This is a genomic window from Frateuria soli (genome assembly GCF_021117385.1).
GTDB lineage: Bacteria > Pseudomonadota > Gammaproteobacteria > Xanthomonadales > Rhodanobacteraceae > Frateuria_A > Frateuria_A soli.
Genome location: NZ_CP088252.1, coordinates 2,749,918 through 2,766,995 on the forward strand (window position 1 = coordinate 2,749,918; position 17,078 = coordinate 2,766,995).

The 17,078-nt window shown below is 68.6% G+C and carries 16 protein-coding genes; 10 read left to right on the forward strand and 6 right to left on the reverse strand.

Annotated elements, in window-relative coordinates; genetic code table 11:
• The first annotated feature begins 201 nt into the window (after positions 1–201).
• Both LQ771_RS12710 and LQ771_RS12715 read left to right on the forward strand, forming a co-directional pair.
• Complete coding sequence (locus LQ771_RS12710; protein ID WP_231349777.1) at positions 202–1,563, forward strand: glycoside hydrolase family 2; 1,362 nt, start codon at positions 202–204, stop codon at positions 1,561–1,563.
• Positions 1,564–1,819: 256 nt separating this feature from the next.
• Positions 1,820–2,122 carry a hypothetical protein gene (locus LQ771_RS12715; protein WP_231349778.1) on the forward strand — a complete coding sequence of 101 codons (303 nt, stop codon included), beginning with the start codon at positions 1,820–1,822 and terminating at the stop codon, positions 2,120–2,122.
• Between the two features lie 123 nt (positions 2,123–2,245).
• Here the strand turns inward: LQ771_RS12715 and LQ771_RS12720 are convergent, their stop codons facing one another.
• Both LQ771_RS12720 and LQ771_RS12725 read right to left on the reverse strand, forming a co-directional pair.
• Positions 2,246–2,647: a hypothetical protein gene (locus tag LQ771_RS12720; protein WP_231349779.1), complete on the reverse strand. Its 402-nt coding sequence runs from the start codon at positions 2,645–2,647 to the stop codon at positions 2,246–2,248.
• A 302-nt stretch (positions 2,648–2,949) separates the two neighbouring features.
• Positions 2,950–3,900: an alpha/beta fold hydrolase gene (locus LQ771_RS12725; protein WP_231349780.1), complete on the reverse strand. Its 951-nt coding sequence runs from the start codon at positions 3,898–3,900 to the stop codon at positions 2,950–2,952.
• A 7-nt stretch (positions 3,901–3,907) separates the two neighbouring features.
• Between LQ771_RS12725 and LQ771_RS12730 the strand changes: the two genes are divergently transcribed.
• From LQ771_RS12730 to LQ771_RS12740, 3 genes are all read left to right on the forward strand, one after another.
• Positions 3,908–4,207, forward strand: coding sequence for a hypothetical protein (locus tag LQ771_RS12730; protein ID WP_231349781.1), 300 nt, complete (start codon positions 3,908–3,910; stop codon positions 4,205–4,207).
• A gap of 142 nt (positions 4,208–4,349) precedes the next feature.
• Positions 4,350–4,595: a hypothetical protein gene (locus tag LQ771_RS12735; RefSeq protein WP_231349782.1), complete on the forward strand. Its 246-nt coding sequence runs from the start codon at positions 4,350–4,352 to the stop codon at positions 4,593–4,595.
• Positions 4,596–4,737: 142 nt separating this feature from the next.
• Positions 4,738–5,343, forward strand: a complete 606-nt coding sequence (locus LQ771_RS12740) for a flavodoxin family protein (RefSeq protein ID WP_231349783.1) — start codon at positions 4,738–4,740, stop codon at positions 5,341–5,343.
• 116 nt (positions 5,344–5,459) lie between these two features.
• On the opposite strand, the gene LQ771_RS12745 is transcribed toward LQ771_RS12740, so the two are convergent.
• Both LQ771_RS12745 and LQ771_RS12750 read right to left on the reverse strand, forming a co-directional pair.
• Positions 5,460–6,080: a DUF1294 domain-containing protein gene (locus LQ771_RS12745; protein WP_231349784.1), complete on the reverse strand. Its 621-nt coding sequence runs from the start codon at positions 6,078–6,080 to the stop codon at positions 5,460–5,462.
• Between the two features lie 144 nt (positions 6,081–6,224).
• Positions 6,225–6,653 (reverse strand): GFA family protein, encoded by a 429-nt coding sequence (locus LQ771_RS12750; protein ID WP_231349785.1) that lies wholly within the window; start codon positions 6,651–6,653, stop codon positions 6,225–6,227.
• A 197-nt stretch (positions 6,654–6,850) separates the two neighbouring features.
• Here LQ771_RS12750 and LQ771_RS12755 point away from each other — a divergent pair, with 197 nt between their 5' ends.
• Entirely contained in the window at positions 6,851–7,441 is a 591-nt protein-coding gene (locus LQ771_RS12755) for an NADPH-dependent FMN reductase (protein WP_231349786.1), read from the forward strand.
• Between the two features lie 150 nt (positions 7,442–7,591).
• Here LQ771_RS12755 and LQ771_RS12760 read toward each other — a convergent pair whose 3' ends face one another.
• Positions 7,592–8,482, reverse strand: a complete 891-nt coding sequence (locus tag LQ771_RS12760; RefSeq protein WP_231349787.1) for an acyltransferase — start codon at positions 8,480–8,482, stop codon at positions 7,592–7,594.
• A gap of 543 nt (positions 8,483–9,025) precedes the next feature.
• Between LQ771_RS12760 and LQ771_RS12765 the strand changes: the two genes are divergently transcribed.
• Positions 9,026–10,588, forward strand: a complete 1,563-nt coding sequence (locus LQ771_RS12765) for a catalase (protein WP_231349788.1) — start codon at positions 9,026–9,028, stop codon at positions 10,586–10,588.
• 65 nt (positions 10,589–10,653) lie between these two features.
• On the opposite strand, the gene LQ771_RS12770 is transcribed toward LQ771_RS12765, so the two are convergent.
• Complete coding sequence (locus LQ771_RS12770; protein ID WP_231349789.1) at positions 10,654–13,059, reverse strand: sensor histidine kinase; 2,406 nt, start codon at positions 13,057–13,059, stop codon at positions 10,654–10,656.
• A gap of 376 nt (positions 13,060–13,435) precedes the next feature.
• Here LQ771_RS12770 and LQ771_RS12775 point away from each other — a divergent pair, with 376 nt between their 5' ends.
• From LQ771_RS12775 to LQ771_RS12785, 3 genes are all read left to right on the forward strand, one after another.
• Positions 13,436–14,203: an EAL domain-containing protein gene (locus tag LQ771_RS12775; protein ID WP_231349790.1), complete on the forward strand. Its 768-nt coding sequence runs from the start codon at positions 13,436–13,438 to the stop codon at positions 14,201–14,203.
• Between the two features lie 482 nt (positions 14,204–14,685).
• The gene (locus LQ771_RS12780; RefSeq protein ID WP_231349791.1) at positions 14,686–15,579 is read left to right on the forward strand and encodes an FkbM family methyltransferase; all 894 of its coding nucleotides are present in this window, start codon (positions 14,686–14,688) and stop codon (positions 15,577–15,579) included.
• A 102-nt stretch (positions 15,580–15,681) separates the two neighbouring features.
• Positions 15,682–16,698, forward strand: coding sequence for an IS110 family RNA-guided transposase (locus LQ771_RS12785; RefSeq protein WP_231349792.1), 1,017 nt, complete (start codon positions 15,682–15,684; stop codon positions 16,696–16,698).
• Positions 16,699–17,078 lie beyond the last annotated feature (380 nt).

A 17,078-nucleotide genomic window follows, 5' to 3' on the forward strand; every position in this document is an offset into this window, starting at 1 on the left:
ATGCGCAATGGACGGCGGACGCTCAACGGCATCGGCTGCCGTCGCGAAAGCTCCGCGACCGCGTCGCGTGCCGGAACGCACCGGAAGGCACGGCAGGGTGGCCGCGTCCCGTGCAGCCTGCCCCGGTTGATCACAGGCCGATCCCTGGCGCACCCTCGAGTCCGTCTTTGCGCGCTTGAACCACGACGACGGGACATTCCCATGACGAGCAACGGACCCTCCCCGGCCGCACCCCGGCTCGATGCAACGCAACGGAAGCGGATCATCGTCATCCTCGTGGCGACGCTGCTGACATGCATCGCCGTCGTCGCCGACCTGGCAACCGGCGGCCGCCCCGACCCCGAGCCGCTGCGCGCCGCCTCCATCCTGCTCGACGGCCAGTGGCGCTTCCATACCGGCGACGACCCGCGCGGGGCTGCCGCCGGCACGGACGACAGCGGCTGGGAAACGGTCGACCTGGCCGCCCCGCCGGGCAGCCATGATGGCGACGTGGGCCTGCCGGACTACGTGGGCGGGTGGATGGCGCACGGCCATCCCGGTTACCACGGCTATGCCTGGTATCGGCGCGGAGTAAGCGTGCCGGCCGGCGCGGCCGCCTGGGACATCCTCGGGCCGACCCTGGTCGAGGACGGTTACGAGCTGTACTGGAACGGCCGACGGCTGGGCGGTTCGGGCCGGCTCGGACCGGACCCGCGCGTGGTCGGCACGCGACCGCTGCGCTTCGCCCTTCCCGCCGACGCGGCAGGTAGCCGGGGCATGCTCGCCATCCGCACCTACATGCGTCCCGGCGCCGGAACCAGCGCGGACGGCGGCGGCATGCATACCCCGCCGATCCTGGCGCCGCGGCCGGTGGCCGATGCACTGCATCGCGCGCAATGGCGGCGAACCATCGCCGGCTACATCGTCGATGCGGTCGAGCCGGCGGCCATGCTGGCGGTGGTCGGCCTGGCGCTTGCGTACGGGCGCCGCAGTTGCCGCAGGGGCTTCCTCGCCCTTGCCTGCCTTGCGCTGGCGCTCACGGCGGCCAGGCGACTCAACAACGCCATCGTCTCGTGGACCGACCTGCAGGACCTGGACACCTATGCATGGCTGGCCTCGGTGATGTGGGTGCCGACGATGGCCACCTGGCTGCTGGCCTGGAACCGCTGGTGCGTGCCGGCATGGCGCAGCATCGATGGCGCGGCGGTCATGCTGGCGATTGCCGGAGGCCTCGGCGCGCTGACCCCATCGGCGGACTGGACGAGCATCTGCCGGCTCGGCTCGCTCGCGCTGTTCGTCGTGATCGGCGTGCGCATCGTCCGCCACGGTCCGATGCGCGTGCTCGCCCTTCTCACGCTGGCTGCGATCGTGGCCGCGCAGTTCGGCGCGCAGCTGCTCGATCCCCTCGGCGTGCCGGGCATCTGGTTCCCGTTCGGCATCGGCGTGTCACGGACGCAGTACATCTATGCGATCGCCATGCCCCTGCTGGCCATCCTGATCGCGCGCACCGTGCCCCCGCATGAGGCGCGACGCGAGGCCACGCGACAGGAAGCGCAAACGGTCACGCCCGGGGTCGCGTCGTGATCGGCGCGTCCCGGCCACTTTCCCGCGGACCGGGACGGCTCCAGGCGCATTCACCACTGCACGGGAAGCCGGACCCGGCGGCCGGTGCCCATCGAGCCGGGCGACGCGCTGCCTTGCGCCGCGGGTTTGGCAGTTTTCGGGCGCCGATCCCAGGCTCGCCCGCCGGGACAATGACCGTGGCACCGGGGGCAGCCAGCGCGTCGCCTGGCCCATTGCCCTGCCGGCCGTTCAGCGCCCGATCGACGGAGTAAGGCTCATGGCTCCTGAAACCCGCAGCTTCCTCATGCGCAACAGCGTGTTCGCCTGGATTGCATTCGCAACCGGCGCCGTGTTGCTGGTTCCGTTGATCTGGATGCAGGTCAGCGCTTCGGTCGACTGGGATGCCCGCGACTTCCTCGTGATGGGCGTCCTGCTCTTCGGCACGGGCAGCACCTTCGTCCTGGTGGCGCGAAAAGTGCCACGCAAGTATCGGGCTGCCGTCGCGGCCACCTGCGCGGTGGCCCTGCTGTACGTGTGGGCCGAACTCGCGGTCGGCGTTTTCACGGACCTGGGGAGCTGAGCCCGGCGCCGTCCACCGACCGGCTCCCATCAGCCCGGCTTGCGAGGAAGCGGGTCGGCCATCCACTTCCCGCAAGCCTTGCGTACAGCTGGCGTCGGCGGAGAGGGCGCCAGCGTGCACCGGTCAGGCCGGCGACGCCGACTCGCCCGCACCGGTGGTTTCGCCGGGGTTCTCGGCCAGCACGACGTGGTTGGCGCGGTTGAGCCAGCCATAGCGCCGCGGGAAGCGCACGAAGCGCGGTGTCCCGAAGCCGGCGGCGACGAACGCCCCGGCCACGGTGCGCCTGCCGTAGCGATGGGCATGCCACAGCCAGTCGATCAGCAGCCGGGTCTCCCATGAGCGGCGGGTGATCATCACCACGGTGCGCGCGCCGGGTGCCATGCGCGCCCGCAACGACGCGCAAAGCACCAGGTCGTGGTCCTGCCAGCCCGCCGGCAGCCCGGCCTCGTCGAGCACGTCGGCGCGGTGCAGCGTCACCCGCGCCATGCCGTGGGCGTCGATCGCCTGCTGGAAGCGCGCCAGCATGGCGGGCGTCAGGTCGAAGGCGTCGATGCGCTCGTAGTCCAGGCCGCGCTCGCGCAGCAGGTCGCACAGCGCGAAACTCGCCTGCCGAAGCCGCAGCCGGCGTCGAGCACGCGCAGGCCCGGCCGTGCGGCGCCGACACGCGCCAGCACCGCGCGCAACCCGCTCCGGCTGCGGAAGAACCCGACGAACGCGCGGTAGCTGTCGGCGCGCCTGCTATAGCTGCTCGACGGCGGAAGGTTCCAGCGTCATGGCGAACTCGTTGTTCCGGCCTGCCCGGGAAAACAGTCGCGCGCGGCGGCGCCCTACCGGGTCAGCGGCAGCACCTCGCGCTGCAGCGTCACCAGCGTCTTGCCCGGTTCTTCCTCGAACACCATGTGCGCGGAGTCCTCGAACCAGATCAGCTTCTTGACCGGCGCCCGAAGCTGGCGCAACCAGCGCTCGGCAAGCGCGGCGTTGACGTTGAGGTCGTGGCGCCCCTCGAACAGGATCACCGGGCAGTCGATGCGGCGGATGGTGGAGAGATCCACCCGGGCGATCTCCGGCCACAGCGCGCCCAGGCTGTAGTCGAGCCCCTTGCCGCGGTCGGCCCAGTCGGCGGCGGTGTAGTCGGGGCTGAGCAGGCCGGCGCGGTCCAGCGCCGCCTCGCTGGTGCGCCAGACCGCGCCGCCGTACCGGGCCAGCCACTTGCGCTCGGTGCCCAGGTGGGCGAGGTCGGCCATCGGGTCGCGCGGGTCGGGGAACGGCGCGATCGCCTGCAGCTCCCTGATCGCCTCGCTGTCGTGCGCGGCCGTCGCCGCGGCCAGCGTGGCCTGGTAGCCCAGCGCCTCGCTCGCGTGCGCGTCGGTCGCCTGGCCGAAGCCCACGTAGGCGTAGAACCAGTCCGGATGGCGCTGGGCCAGCATCAGGCCGAGGATCGAGCCCCACGAGTGCCCGGCGAGCACGATCTTCTTGCGGCCGTAGGTCCGGCGCACGTAGGCGGCCACTTCCTCGGCGTCCTCGAGCATGCGCGCGATGCCGAGCGAGGACGCCGGCAGGTCCGGATTGCGGCCGAAGGTCTTGCCCGCGCCGCGCTGGTCCCACTGCACCACGGTGAAGTATTCCTGCCACCCGGCGGTGTAGAGGTAGCTGTTCGGGATCGTGGTGAACCCCGGACCGCCGTGCAGGAACAGCAGGATCGGCGCATCGCGGTGACGCCCGCGCACGCTGATCCACTGCTCGATGCCGCCGATGCGCACGAAACGGTCGTCGTGCACCGCATCCTTGTTCCCGGAACTGGCGTGCCTCGCGCAGCACCGCACGCGCATCGACGGCCTCGTCGGCATGCGCGCGCGGCGCGAGCAGCGGCGAGGCGGCCAGCAGCACGGCCAGGGCCGTCGCCGCGCGCCCGGCCCGGCGATGATGCGTGCGCGAAAGAGCGTTGCTCATGTCGACCTTCCTCTGTGGCGTGCCATCGTTGCGGGCATCGCATGCGGTCAGTGCCGGTGCATCCGCAAGGCCCGCCACACCGCCGATCGGGGGAGTAGCCCGGATCTTGCGGGCGCGCGCGAGCAGCGTCGATAGGCTGTTGGTCACGCGGCCTGCTCCGGAACGATCGGCCCGGGCGCGCCGGTCTGGGTGTCCACCCTGCGCTTCGCACCGTGTTGACGGCCTCCGGGCGCAGCCTTGCGGTGCTGCCGAAGCAGCGCCGACAAGCAGGCACATCATGCTTCAACTCAATCCGCCGCTCCCGCTGTGCACACCCAAGGGCGAGGGATTCGCCCATGTACTGATCGACTACGGCCCCGAGTCGGACCTGTACTGGACCGTATTCATCACGGCCACCGGTGAGATCTGGACGTTCTCCAATCGGGAGGTGCGCGCCAGCAAGAACATCACCCTCGGCCGGACCCACCCCCAGACACCGCAGGGCGAGACGCGCGCGCCGGTGCCCGTGCGTTCGGCGCTCTAGCGTCCTGGCCTGCGGCGGCCCACACCGGACCGGCCGCTCCTGGCGGTTCCACGGCCTGCGTGAAGGCCGCTGCCCGCGCCGCTGACCACCTGTCCACGGGACACCAGGCACGCTGGGCGTTCACCTTGTCCCAGGAGTCGCCATGCTCTCCGCCTTCGGCCTCAACTGCACGCTCAAGCAGGGCGACCAGCCGTCATCCACGCAGAAGCTGCTCGACCAGCTCCTGCGCGCGCTCGACGGCTACGGCGTCAGCACGTCGTACGAGCGCGCCGTCGATCACGACATCAAGCCCGGCGTGAAGACCGACGAAGGGCCCGGCGATGCCTGGCCCGCCCTGCGCAAGCGCATCGACGAGGCCGGCATCTTCGTGCTGGCCACGCCGATCTGGATGGGCCAGCCCAGCTCGGTAGCCAAGCGCGTGCTCGAACGCCTGGATGCGGTGTTCGGCGAGATCGACGAACACGGCCTCTACCCCACCTTCGGCAAGGTCGCCCTCGTCAGCGTGGTCGGCAACGAAGACGGCGCGCACCACGTCACGGCCGAGCTCTACCAGGCGCTGGCGGACGTCGGCTTCACCATCCCCGGCGGCAGCTCCAGCTACTGGGTCGGCGAAGCGATGAACAAGAAAAACTACATCGACCTGGACCAGACGCCCGAGGCGCTTGCCGGCGCCATCCAGACGCAGGCATGCAACGCCGCCCACCTGGCCCGGCTGCTGCGGGAGCAGCCGTATCCGGCCACGCGCTAGCGGGGTGCGGGGGACGGCCTCGAGAAAGGGATCGGATTCGTTTTCGATTTCCGGGAAAACGACGCCCCCTATTTCGCGCTCATCCGGTGTCCGCCACGAGTGATGCCACCCCTCGACTAGCCCGGAAGCAGCACATGCAGGAATGTGCGGCCGCGCGAAGACGCCAGCCACAGCACCAGCGCGATATTGGCGATCACGGTGAACCAGAACGGACCGCGGAACGACGCCTTGCGCGACTTGTGCCGCAGCAGCCCCTGCGCGGCCCAGGCCCCGGGCCATCCGCCGGCGAGCGCGAGCAGGTGCAGCGACTGCTCGCGGATGCGCCACCGCCCCTGCCGTGCGGCGGACTTGTCCAGCGCGTAGACCAGGAAGGTCAGCGCACTCATCCCGGCACACGCCGCCGGCACCACCATCGGCAGTCGCCCGAACGCGGTCGCGCCTGCTTGCGCGGCCAGGAAGCCCACGGGCAGCCACCAGCCGCCGAAACCGGATGCCAGCGGTCGCGACGTCGCCGCCCCCGCCGGCCGCATGTCCACGCGCCGTACCTCGGCCGCGCACGGACGTCCGCGTCCATCGCGCGCGTGGCCGTAGGTGACGATCTCGCCGCCCGCAGGCTGCCCGTGCCAGCGGCGCAGCGCCCGGGCGTGCACGAACAGCTCCTCGCCGCCGCCATTGGGCGTGATGTAGCCGAAGCCGCGGCCATGGTGCCAACGGACAATGCGACCCTGATAACGCATCCTGCTCCCCCCTCTCCCCGCCAACTTGCCACTCGAAGGCATCCGCCTCGGACGAGGCTTGCGACGCCCACGGGCCACGACCTGGCTATCGCGTCCAAAAGGCGCACTCAGACCGGTATGGCTCCGGCCTCGTTGTAGCATGCATCACGCCTCCATGGCCTCGCCCGACCCGCCCAGCTCTGCAGGGAAGTCGCGCAGCTTTGGCAGCCCATCGTCCATCGGCATCACGGTCTCGGCGTAGTTGACGTGCACGCCGGGCACGAAGCGCAAGTCAGGCAGCATCGCCGCGAACACATCGACCAGGCCCCATTGCGGGTGCGCCGTCATCAGGTGTCCGCCGCATACAGTGCAGAACTGGCGATCGCTGTTGGGCGACTTCTGGATGTGTCCGATGGACGGCGCACCCTTGAGGACACGGACATGCTCCGGCTTCCAGAGGCTGAACGCATTGACCGGGGACGCCGACCAGGCTCGGCACGATCCGCAGTGGCAGTAGCCCATCGCCTCGGGCTCGCCGCTGACCTCCAGCTCCACCGTGCCGCAGAAACAGGTGCCCCGATGCGTCTCGGCCATGGCTCATCCTCCCGACGTCGCGGGAGCCTGCGCCCGAACCGGTAAAGCGCCTGTCGCGGGAGCGTTCGGGACACGTTCGCGGCGGCGACCCGCTTCTTGCGCCTCGGACGTGCACGCGGGAAGTGCAGCCTGCCCATGTACCCGGGTGCGATGATCGGTTTCCCGCCGCGGCCCGGTGAACGCAACAGGGCAAGACCATGACCGATCGCATCCTCGTGTTCTACGGTTCCTACCGCTCCGACCGCGCAGGCATCCGCCTGGCCGAGTACGCGACGCGGCGGCTGATCGCGCGCGGCACGGACGCCGAACTCGTCGACGCCCAGCGCATCGGCCTGCCCATGCTCGACCGGATGTACAAGGAATACCCGCCGGGCGAGGCGCCGGCGGCGATGGAGGCCCTCGCCCGGCAGATCCGCGCGGCGGACGGCTTCGTGTTCGTCGCCGGCGAGTACAACTGGGGCGTGCAGCCGGGCCTGAAGAACCTCACCGATCATTTCCTGGAGGAATGGTTCTGGCGCCCGGCCGGCATCGTCAGCTATTCGGCCGGACGGATCGGCGGCGCCCGCTCCAACCTCCTCTGGCACGGCACGCTCTCGGAGATGGGCATGGCGGTCATCTCCAGCACGGTGACCGTGGGGCCCATCACCCAGACACTGGATCCTGGCGGCGAACCCATCGGCGACGCGGGCAAGTTCCTGGACCGGTCATTCTCCCGCTTCGCCGACGACCTCGCCTGGTGGGTCGAGGCGGCCAAGGCGCAACGCCAGCGCAAGGCACCGCCTTACTGAGGCCCGGGCAGCTGGGGAAAGGTGCTCGCGGGACCGGAATCACCTGATATCTGGCTGCCTCTGATGGCGCTCGACCCAGTGCGCGCTCCCGAGCCGGAACGGGGTAGCCGACCTTGCCGGGAGTGCAATCGGCGCCGGCCTCATTCGTTCTCAGCCTTCCAGCAAGCGCTCCACGTCAGCATCCTTCTGCGCCCACAGGGCGTTGATCCACGCCTGGAAGCGCTCGCGAAAGGCCGCGTCGTTCTCGTAGTCGCCGCGCAGGGGCGGTTCGATGGGATGCTGGCGCACCCGCACGCGGATATCGCGGACGCGGCCGGCGATAAGGTCCATTACCGAGCCGGCGCCGCCGGCATAGACGAGGGTGACGTCCAGGATGGCGTGCAGACCCTCGCCCATCGCGTCAAGCACAAAGGCCACGCCCCCGGCGCGCGGACGCAGCAGATGGCGGTAGGGCGAGCCTTGCGCCGCGTGCTTGGCTCGGGTGAAGCGCGTGCCCTCGACGAAATTCATCACCGACACCGGCATGTGGCGGAACTTCTCGCAGGCGCGGCGAGTGGTCTGGCGATCCTTGCCGGCAAGTTCGGGGTGCTTCGCCAGTTGCGCGCGCGAGTGGCGTTTCATGAACGGGAAATCCAGCGCCCACCACGCCGGCCCCAGCAGCGGTACCCAGATCAACTGGCTTTTGAGGAAGAAGCGCAGGAACGGGATGCGGTGGTTGAAGATCTTCTGCAGCACGGGAATGTCGACCCAGCTCTGGTGATTGCACAGCACCAGGTAGTTGCCGTCCGGTCGCAGCCCCTCCAGTCCCTCGATCCGCCAGCGGGTGCGCGTGAACAGATCGAACAACACGCCGTTGACCCCGATCCAGCTCTCCGCGATCACCACCAGCGCGAGCGACAGCGCCGCGCGCGCGCCACGCCACGGCAGCACGAGCTTGACCAGGGTAAGAGCGAACAGCGCAAGCACATGCCCCAGCGTGTTGGCGGCAAGCAGCAGGATGGCAAGCGGGACGCGCAGCGGCGCGGGTAGCGAGGCGAACATGTGCTTTGACCGTCGGGGAAGCGCTGTAGCGTAGCGCGCCTGCCGTGGTCGTTTGCCCAGATCGAATCGTCGCAGGAGCGGCTCCGCGGCCGAAACGGAGGTCAAAGTCGACCATGGAAGAGCACTCCGACCCCTGTTTCGCGCGGCCGTTGATTCCCCGGCTCGCCCGGGCTCGGGTTCGCGCAACTGGACGCGCCGAACCGCAAACTACGCAGCTCGTGTCCGGTGATCGGCGCGGATGTGTGCGTGTTCGGTCCCGAGAAGGATGCCGACGGACAACTCGCCCGACGCCTCGTCGGCGCGCGGGCCGCCGGCTTCGGAACCAAGGGGGAACGAAGCGGACGGGTGAACCGGGCCGATTCCCGCCTCCGATTGCTCGACCCCTGCTCCCGTCGCGAGAAAGGGCACTCCGACCCGGGTCTTTCCCGGGCCTTTACCTGCCCATGAGGGCGGGCTTCACGCCCCCGTAAGACCCGGTGCACGCCCGCTCGGCACCGGGGTGGCGATGCTTCCGGCTGGATGCCCGCCGCCCAGGAACCCGCCATGGCCGACCAGCCCGAACGCCCCGAATCCGGTTCGCCCGAGGACACCCTCACCACCCGCCAGGGGCACCCGGTGCACAACAACCAGGCGATGCGCACGGTCGGCCAGCGCGGCCCGGCCACGCTGGAGAACTACCAGTTCATCGAGAAGATCACCCACTTCGACCGCGAGCGCATACCCGAGCGCGTGGTGCACGCTCGCGGCGCCGCGGCGCATGGCTGGTTCGAGGCGTATGGCCGCATCGGCGAGGAGCCGGCCAGCACCTACACCCGCGCCAAGGTACTGACCCGGGCGGGAATCAAGACCCCCGTGTTCGTGCGCTTCTCCACCGTCATCGGCGGCAAGGACTCGCCCGAGACCGCGCGCGACCCGCGCGGCTTCGCCATCAAGTTCTACACCGAGGACGGCAACTGGGACCTGGTGGGCAACAACCTCAAGCTGTTCTTCATCCGCGACGCGATCAAGTTCCCGGACATGGTCCATGCCTTCAAGCCCGACCCGGTCACCAACCGGCAGGAGGCGTGGCGCTTCTACGACTTCGTCGCGGCCAACCCCGAAGCGCTGAACATGGTCACCTGGGTCAAGAGCCCCTGGGGCATCCCGGCCGATTACCGGCACATGACCGGATCGAGCGTGAACACCTACCGGCTGGTCGACGGCGAGGGCAAGGCGGTGCTGTGCAAGTTCTCCTTCACGCCGAAAGCAGGCGTGCGAAACCTCACCAGCGCGCAGGCCGCGGCGATCCAGGCGCAGGACGTCGGCCACGCCACCCGCGACCTGTACGAATCGATCGAGCGCGGCGACCACCCCGAGTGGGAGATGAGCGTGCAGATCATGGAGGACGGCCCGCACGAGGAGCTCGACTTCGATCCGCTCGACGCCACCCGCCGCTGGCCCGAAGACCGCTTCCCGTTGCGGCCGATCGGACGGATGGTGCTCGACCGCAACCCGGACAACGTCTTCGCCGAATCGGAGCAGGCCGCCTTCGGCACCGGCGTGCTGGTCGACGGCATCGACTTCTCCGACGACAAGCTGCTGCAGGGCCGCACCCTGTCCTACTCGGACACGCAGCGCCATCGGGTCGGCGCCAACTACCTGCAGTTGCCGATCAACCGGCCCCGCTGCGGCACGCGTACCAACCAGCGTGACGGCCAGATGGCGTACGCGGTGGATCGCTCCGGCGCCAACCCGCACGTCAACTACGAGCCCAGCGTGGTCGCCGGCCTGCACGAGGCGGCGGCGTCCGGGCCCGAGTTCCGCCCGCACGCCGAGGGCGCGGTGGGTCGCTACCCGTTCCCGCGCGAGCAGGACGACTACAGGCAGGTCGGCGAGCATTACCGCCTGTTCGAGGACTGGGAGCGCGAGGAGCTGATCGCCAACCTGGTGGCCGACATGAAGGCCTGCCCGGAGCCGATCGCCCTGCGCATGGTCTGGCACTTCTGGCATGCCGACCGCGACTACGGCAGGCGCGTCGCCTACGGTGCGGGCATCGATCTGGAAGCCGCCCTCAAGCTCCCGCCGCTGCCCGGCCGCCCGGCTCCCAGGGAGCCGCAACCGGCCTGAGTGCCCCGCAAGCGCCGCCACGCACATGCGTCGCGGCGAGGCGCGCCACGCCGCGCCCGGCCGGCTCAGTCGGCCGCGTCCCTCCCTCGTCGGCAGCGCGGCAGCGAGAACACGAAGCGCGCCCCCTGCCCCGGTTCGCTTTCGACCCAGATGCGCCCGCCGTGGGCTTCCACGATGCCCTTGCTGATGTGCAGCCCGAGCCCGGTTCCCTTGGCGTTTACCTCGCGGGCTGACCAGTACGGCTCGAAGACCAGCTGCTGGTGCTCATGCGCGATGCCCGGCCCGTTGTCGGCGACCGACACCAGCACCGCGTCGTCGCCCAGCTCGGCACCGAGCGTCACGGCGCCTCCGGGCGGGCAGAACTTGATCGCGTTGCCGAGCAGGTTGCCCAGCACCTGCTGGATGCGCTCGGCATCGCAGACCACCAGGGTGCCGTCGGCCGCGTTCACCACGTGCAGGGCCAGGCCCTGCTCGAGCGCCAGCGGCTGGTGCACGGCGCAGGCTTCCTCGAGCAGGGCCGCCACCGCAACGGAGCCGGTCTGCAGCGAGAAGCGCCCGCTCTGCAGGGTGGCCAGGTCCAGCAGGTCGCGGATCAGGAATTCCATCCGCGCGGCCGCGCGACGCATCAGCTCGAGCATGCGCAAGGCCTGGCCCTCGCCCCTGGCGCCGGGCAGGTGCCGACCGAGCATGTCGAAGCTCATCTGCAGCGACGCCAGCGGCGAACGCAGGTCGTGGGACACCACGGCCAGCAGCTCGTCGCGCATCCGCGTGGCCGCCTGGGCGTCGAGCTGGGCACGCTTGAGGTCGGTGACGTCGACCACCACGGCGGCGATGCCGATCCGTTCACCGGCGGGAGTACGCACCGGCGCGTAGTTGGCCAGGAAGTGCCGGACGCGGTCCGCGTGGGCGGGGTCGGCGAACTCCAGTTCCTGCCCGAGCAACGGCCGGTCCTGTTCGAGCACGCCCCGCAGCAGCCCTTCCAGGAGCTCGCCCAGCGCGGGAACGACCTCCTCCACGCGCCGGCCCAGGTGGGCGTCGACCGACCTGCCGTTGAGCTTCGCCAATGCCTCGTTGACGTGCAGGTAGCGCAGGTCGGCATCCAGCACGCCGATGCCGACCGGCGCGGCCTGGATGATCGCGTCCAGGCGCGCCCGCGCCCGCTGCTCGGCCAGCCGGCTGCGCTCGCGCTCGGCCTCGGCGCACTTGCGCCCGCCGATGTCCTCGATCACCGCGATGAAATACTCCGGCTCGCCGTGCAGATTGCGCATGAGCGATGCGGTCAGGTTGGCCCACAGCACGCTCCCGTCCCCGCGGATGTAGCGCTTCTCCATGGTGTAGGTCGGGATCCGCTCCGCGAGCAGCTGCTGCATCAGCTCGAGGTCGGCTGCCAGGTCGTCCGGGTGGGTGATGTCCTGGAATGTCCGGCCATGCAAGCCGGCCTCGCCGTAGCCCATCATCTGGCACAGGCGGGGGTTGAAACGCAGCCAGCGTCCGTCGAGCGCCACGTGGGCGATGCCCACCGCCGCCTGGTCGAACGTCGCGCGGAAGCGCTGCTCGCTCTCGTGAAGTTCCCGGCGCAACAGATGCTGGGCGATGGCGGCGCTGGCGCGGTCGCACAGGGCGCGGAAGAAATACTTGTCCTGCTGGGAGAAATCGTGGGCGGTGAGCGAGCCCATGTGGGCCACCCCCACCACCTCGCCCTCCCCGGACAGCAAAGGCACGCCGTAGACGGCGCGCACGCCGGCTTCCCGGGCGACGGGGCTTTTCATGATCGGGCTGCTGGCGGCATCCCGCAGCATCTGCGGCGCGCGCGTGCGGGCGATCAGCCCGGCGAAGCCCTCCTCGAGGCCCAGCGCGTAGCGCGGCGGCAGCCGTCCGTCCAGCCCCGCCGACGCCCGCGTCACCAGGTGATCGCCTTCGCGCAGCAGGACGACCATCGTATCGGCCGCGTCCACGCTCTCCAGGAAGACATCCAGCAGCCGCTGCAGCAGCGCATCGAGCGCGGAGTTTTCCAGCGCCGCCCTCGATATGCGGTCCAGGCCCATCAGCGTGCGCTGCTGCACCGCCGCGTACGCCTTGACCGCGGTGGCGATCGCATGGTCGATGATGCCGGTCACCTGCCGCCACTCCGCCGGCGGGATGTACACGCGCTTGCGGTCGATCAGGTCGAGGATGCACAGGCGCAGTTGCGAGTATTCCTCGACCACCTCGTACAGATCCACGCTCTGGTCCAGCCGTTGCAGGGCGTGGGCCGTCGCGGCGGGCGGCGACCCCTGTGTACCGCCGGCGGGCCGGTCGGTCAGCTCGATGATCTGCTCGAGCAGTCCCCCCACGTCATTGCGCAGTGCGTCGCCGGAGAGCGTGCCGTCCGAAAGCAGCGGGCGCACCGCCTTCTCCCAGTCTTCCAGAATGGCCTGGTATTCCCGACGCAGGAACTGGCCGACGGTGAGGCGTTCGAGTGAGGTAGGCATGGGCTCCGCGCATGGCTGTGACCCTGATCGAGGGCTCCCGGTCTAGCACAGCGCCCGCGACGGGACCTGCAAGAAGGCACGAAGCGGGCGCCAGCGTTCACCTCAGTGAGCGGGCCGCGAATTTCCCGGCATGGCCTGCGACCGGGACGTTCACATCCACACGGGGGCAGCGTCCACGCACGAGGGACGGTGCACGCTTACCCGCTTCCCCTGCCCGACAGGAAGCTCCCGGCTTAAAGAAACGCGGGTCGGTGTCGACCTATACGGTCAAGCGCGCGCCCTCCGCGTCAGCGCACAGGACAGTGCCCTCCTACAGGGTTTCAGAGCATGCCTTCGGACGCAGTCGTCCCGATGCGCCTGCGGAGAAGACAGTTCCATGGAACCAGCAACAGGCTGCCAAGCATGCCGCGACGGCGAGGCGTTGGGCTTCGACTTCAGCATGGCGTTCCAGCCCATCGTCGAGCCCCGCCGGCGCCGGGTGTTCGCCTATGAAGCACTCGTCCGCGGCCTCGACGGCAGCGGGGCGGCGGGCGTGTTGGGCAAGCTCGATGCGACCAACCTCTACCGCTTTGACCAGGCCTGCCGCCTCAAGGCAGTGACGCTGGCCGCCCGGCTGGGCATGGATTGCCGGCTGAGCATCAACTTCATGCCCAATGCGGTCTACCAGGCGACCACCTGCCTGCGCGCCACGCTCGCCACCGCCCGGCGCGTGGGCTTCCCCACCGAGCTGTTGATGTTCGAGTTTGTCGAGCACGAGCAGGCGCACGACCGCGCGCACCTGGCCAGCATCGTTGCCGAATATCGCCGGCACGGCTTTCTTACGGCGCTGGACGACTTCGGCGCGGGCTACTCCGGACTGGCCCTGCTGGCGGACATCCAGCCAGACCGGATCAAGCTCGACATGGCCCTGGTGCGTGGGATCGACCGGGATCCGGTGCGCCAGAGCATCGTGCGCCACACCCTGGCCATGTGCGAGGAACTGGGCGTCGCAGTCATCGCCGAAGGGATCGAGACGGCAGGCGAATGGCGGGCATTGGAGGCCCTGGGTGTAACCCTGTTCCAGGGCTACCTCTTCGCGCGCCCCGGCTTCGAGTGCCTGCCGGAGGTGCATTGGCCTGAGGGCGATGCGTCGGGAGAAAGATGATTCCCTCTCGCGCAGCCCCAAAACGCGGGTCAGGGCCGACTTGAGAGAAAAGTGCACTCTGGTCCGTGATTCCCGAAAGGCGAATCCGCCACCCTTTTGCCTTCACGCCTTTTCGACGAATCCAAACCTAGCGTGTCTGCTGTTGACTGGCCCGGTGCGTCCGAGCCCTCAACCAACGCCTTTGCAGAAAGCCTTTCCTCAGCGCGATCCCACCCGAACGCCTGAGCTGACGGCGAAAGCCTGTTGTTCCGGGTCGAATGTCCCTCCGACCCATCTTGTGTGTAGCAGCACGCCCGAGGCACGCAGGGCGGTCCATTGACGACCGCGGCCGTGCCGCCTCATCGATGAACAATGCAAGGCGTCAAGGCGTTCCATCGCCATGGCTTCACAGAGCGGCAGTGATCCGAGGTTTCGTAATGCACATTCCATGACGCCGGCGACTCGGCTGCATCCAGGGTGTTGGCGGAACAAGGAGATTTCCCATGTCCAACAGGCTTCTTGGAAATCTGGCCCGGAGCTTGGGCTTTCGCAGAAAGATCAACTGGTACCTGCGACGGATCAATTACACCCGTACGCTGCGCATACACGGCGTCCGCATCAAGGCTCCGTCCATCTACGGGATCGCCTGCAGGGAATCGGAGTCGTGGATGGTCGATCTGCTCGCAACCCTGCTCGACCAGCGGTCAGGCGCATTCCTCGACGTGGGCGTCAATGTCGGGCAGACCCTGGTCAAGGTGAAGGCCATCGACCCCGGCAGAGAATACATCGGCCTGGAGCCGAACCCGGTATGCGTCTTCTACACGCAGAACCTCATCAAGCGGAATGCATTCGAGCGGTGCACCCTGCTCCCGGTCGGGCTGTTCACGCATGACAGCGTGCTGGCGCTGGACCTTTTTTCGGAGGACGCGACCGACTCCTCCGCCTCGGTGATCAGCCACTTCCGGAAGGATTCGCCCGTGCAATCGAGCGTCTTCGTCCCTGTGTTCCACTTCGATAGCTTGGCGAAGATCCTGGGCGACACGGTGGTGGGGGTCGTGAAGATTGATGTGGAGGGGGCCGAGCTCGAAGTGATCAAGAGCCTGCTTCAACTGATCAGGCGCGACCGCCCGGCCATCCTGATCGAGGTGCTGCCGGTCTATTCGCACGACAACACCTTCCGAAGGGAGCGACAGGACGAGCTGGAGACCATATTCGCCGACGCGGGCTACGCGCTGCTCAGGGTCGGGAAGACCGGCTCCGGCGCCTATGCCGGGCTGGAGCTGATCGAGGCCATCGGTATCCATTCGGACCTGACCCGATGCGACTACTGGCCCTCCCGCGCGAACAGATGGCCAACCGAAAAACGCGGGTCGAACGCGGATCAGAGTCGACCTTGAAGAAAAGTGCACTCTGAAAACTCATGTCGCCGCCTCCGTCGTCTGGCGGTACGTTCGGATCTCCACAGAAACGAGCGTCGCCAAACGAGAGGAGGCAGCGAGATGTCACTCTACGCAGCTATCGATCTGCATTCCACCAACAGCGTGCTGGCGGTGATGGACCAGGCAGGCAAGCCCCTGCTGCAGTGCCGGCGGCCCAATGAACTCAGCGTGCTGCTGAGCGATCTGGCGCCCTTCCATGACGAGCTGGCGGGCATCGCCGTCGAGTCGACCTACAACTGGTATTGGCTAGTTGATGGCCTGATGGACAGGGGCTACGACGTGCGGCTGGTCAACACCGCAGCCATTCCGCAGTACGCCGGGCTCAAGCACGGCAACGACCACACCGACGCTCTGCATCTGGCGCAGTTAATGCGTCTTGGCCTGTTGCCAGAGGGCTACATCTACCCGCGCGAGCAACGCGCCACACGCGACCTGTGGCGCCGGCGCTTTGCGCTGGTTCGGCAGGCGGTGCGACTGATGCTCTCGATCCAATCCAGCGTCAGTCGCGCCACCGGCCGCGTGCTTTCGGGCAACGGCCTCAAGCAGATCACTGGCCCGCAACTGGAGGCGCTCCTCCCCGACGCCACCACCCGCTACGGCGTGCTCGTGCAGTTCAAGCTGTGGCTCGCGCTGCAGGAACAGATTGCCGCATTGGAGCACTGGATACAGCACGACTTGGCGCGACCGGACTTGCTTGCGCACCTACAGAGCGTGCCAGGTATCGGCCCGATCCTGGGCACAACGATTCTGTTGGAGACCGGTGACGTCGAGCGCTTCGCCTCGGTCGGCGACTACGCGTCCTACTGCCGCATGGTCGAAAGCGTGCGGCTGTCCAACGGCAAGGTCAAAGGCCATGGCAATCGCAAGTGTGGCAACCGCTACCTGTGCTGGGCGTACATGGAAGCGGCCAACTTCGCGATCCGTCACCACGCCGCGATTCATCGGTGGTATGAGCGCAAGCGCGCCAAAAAACATCGCGTCGTCGCCCTCAAGGCCGTGGCACACAAGCTCGCTCGGGCGTGCTTCCACATGCTTCACGAGGGCACTGCCTTCGACGTGAGGCGGGCCTTTGGTTGACCTATGTCGGCGGGCGCAGGCCGAAACCACGGGATGGCTTCGAACCAGTACTCTGAAAGGCCGCGTCCCGCCGACGCCTGCGTTGCAAGCAGGACCGCACGCGGACCGAGCCATCAACGGGTGGGCCTTCGAGCCCGCGATTCTGTGCCGCGCATGCGCGCACCTGGACGGCAAACCGCGGAAACCGACGAGTGTTTGGGCAACAGCAGGGCCGCTTCCGCGGCCCTAACCAGAACGGTGACTGGCGCGCTCCTGGCGCCGAGTCGAACGCAGCGGACAGCGGCTCTCAGGCAACGTGGAATAACCTCACCCTGCGCTAGCGGGGGGGAGGAGCCTTGTGCCTATTGACCCCGGCGGCGAAATGGTGACCCGTGTTTCTT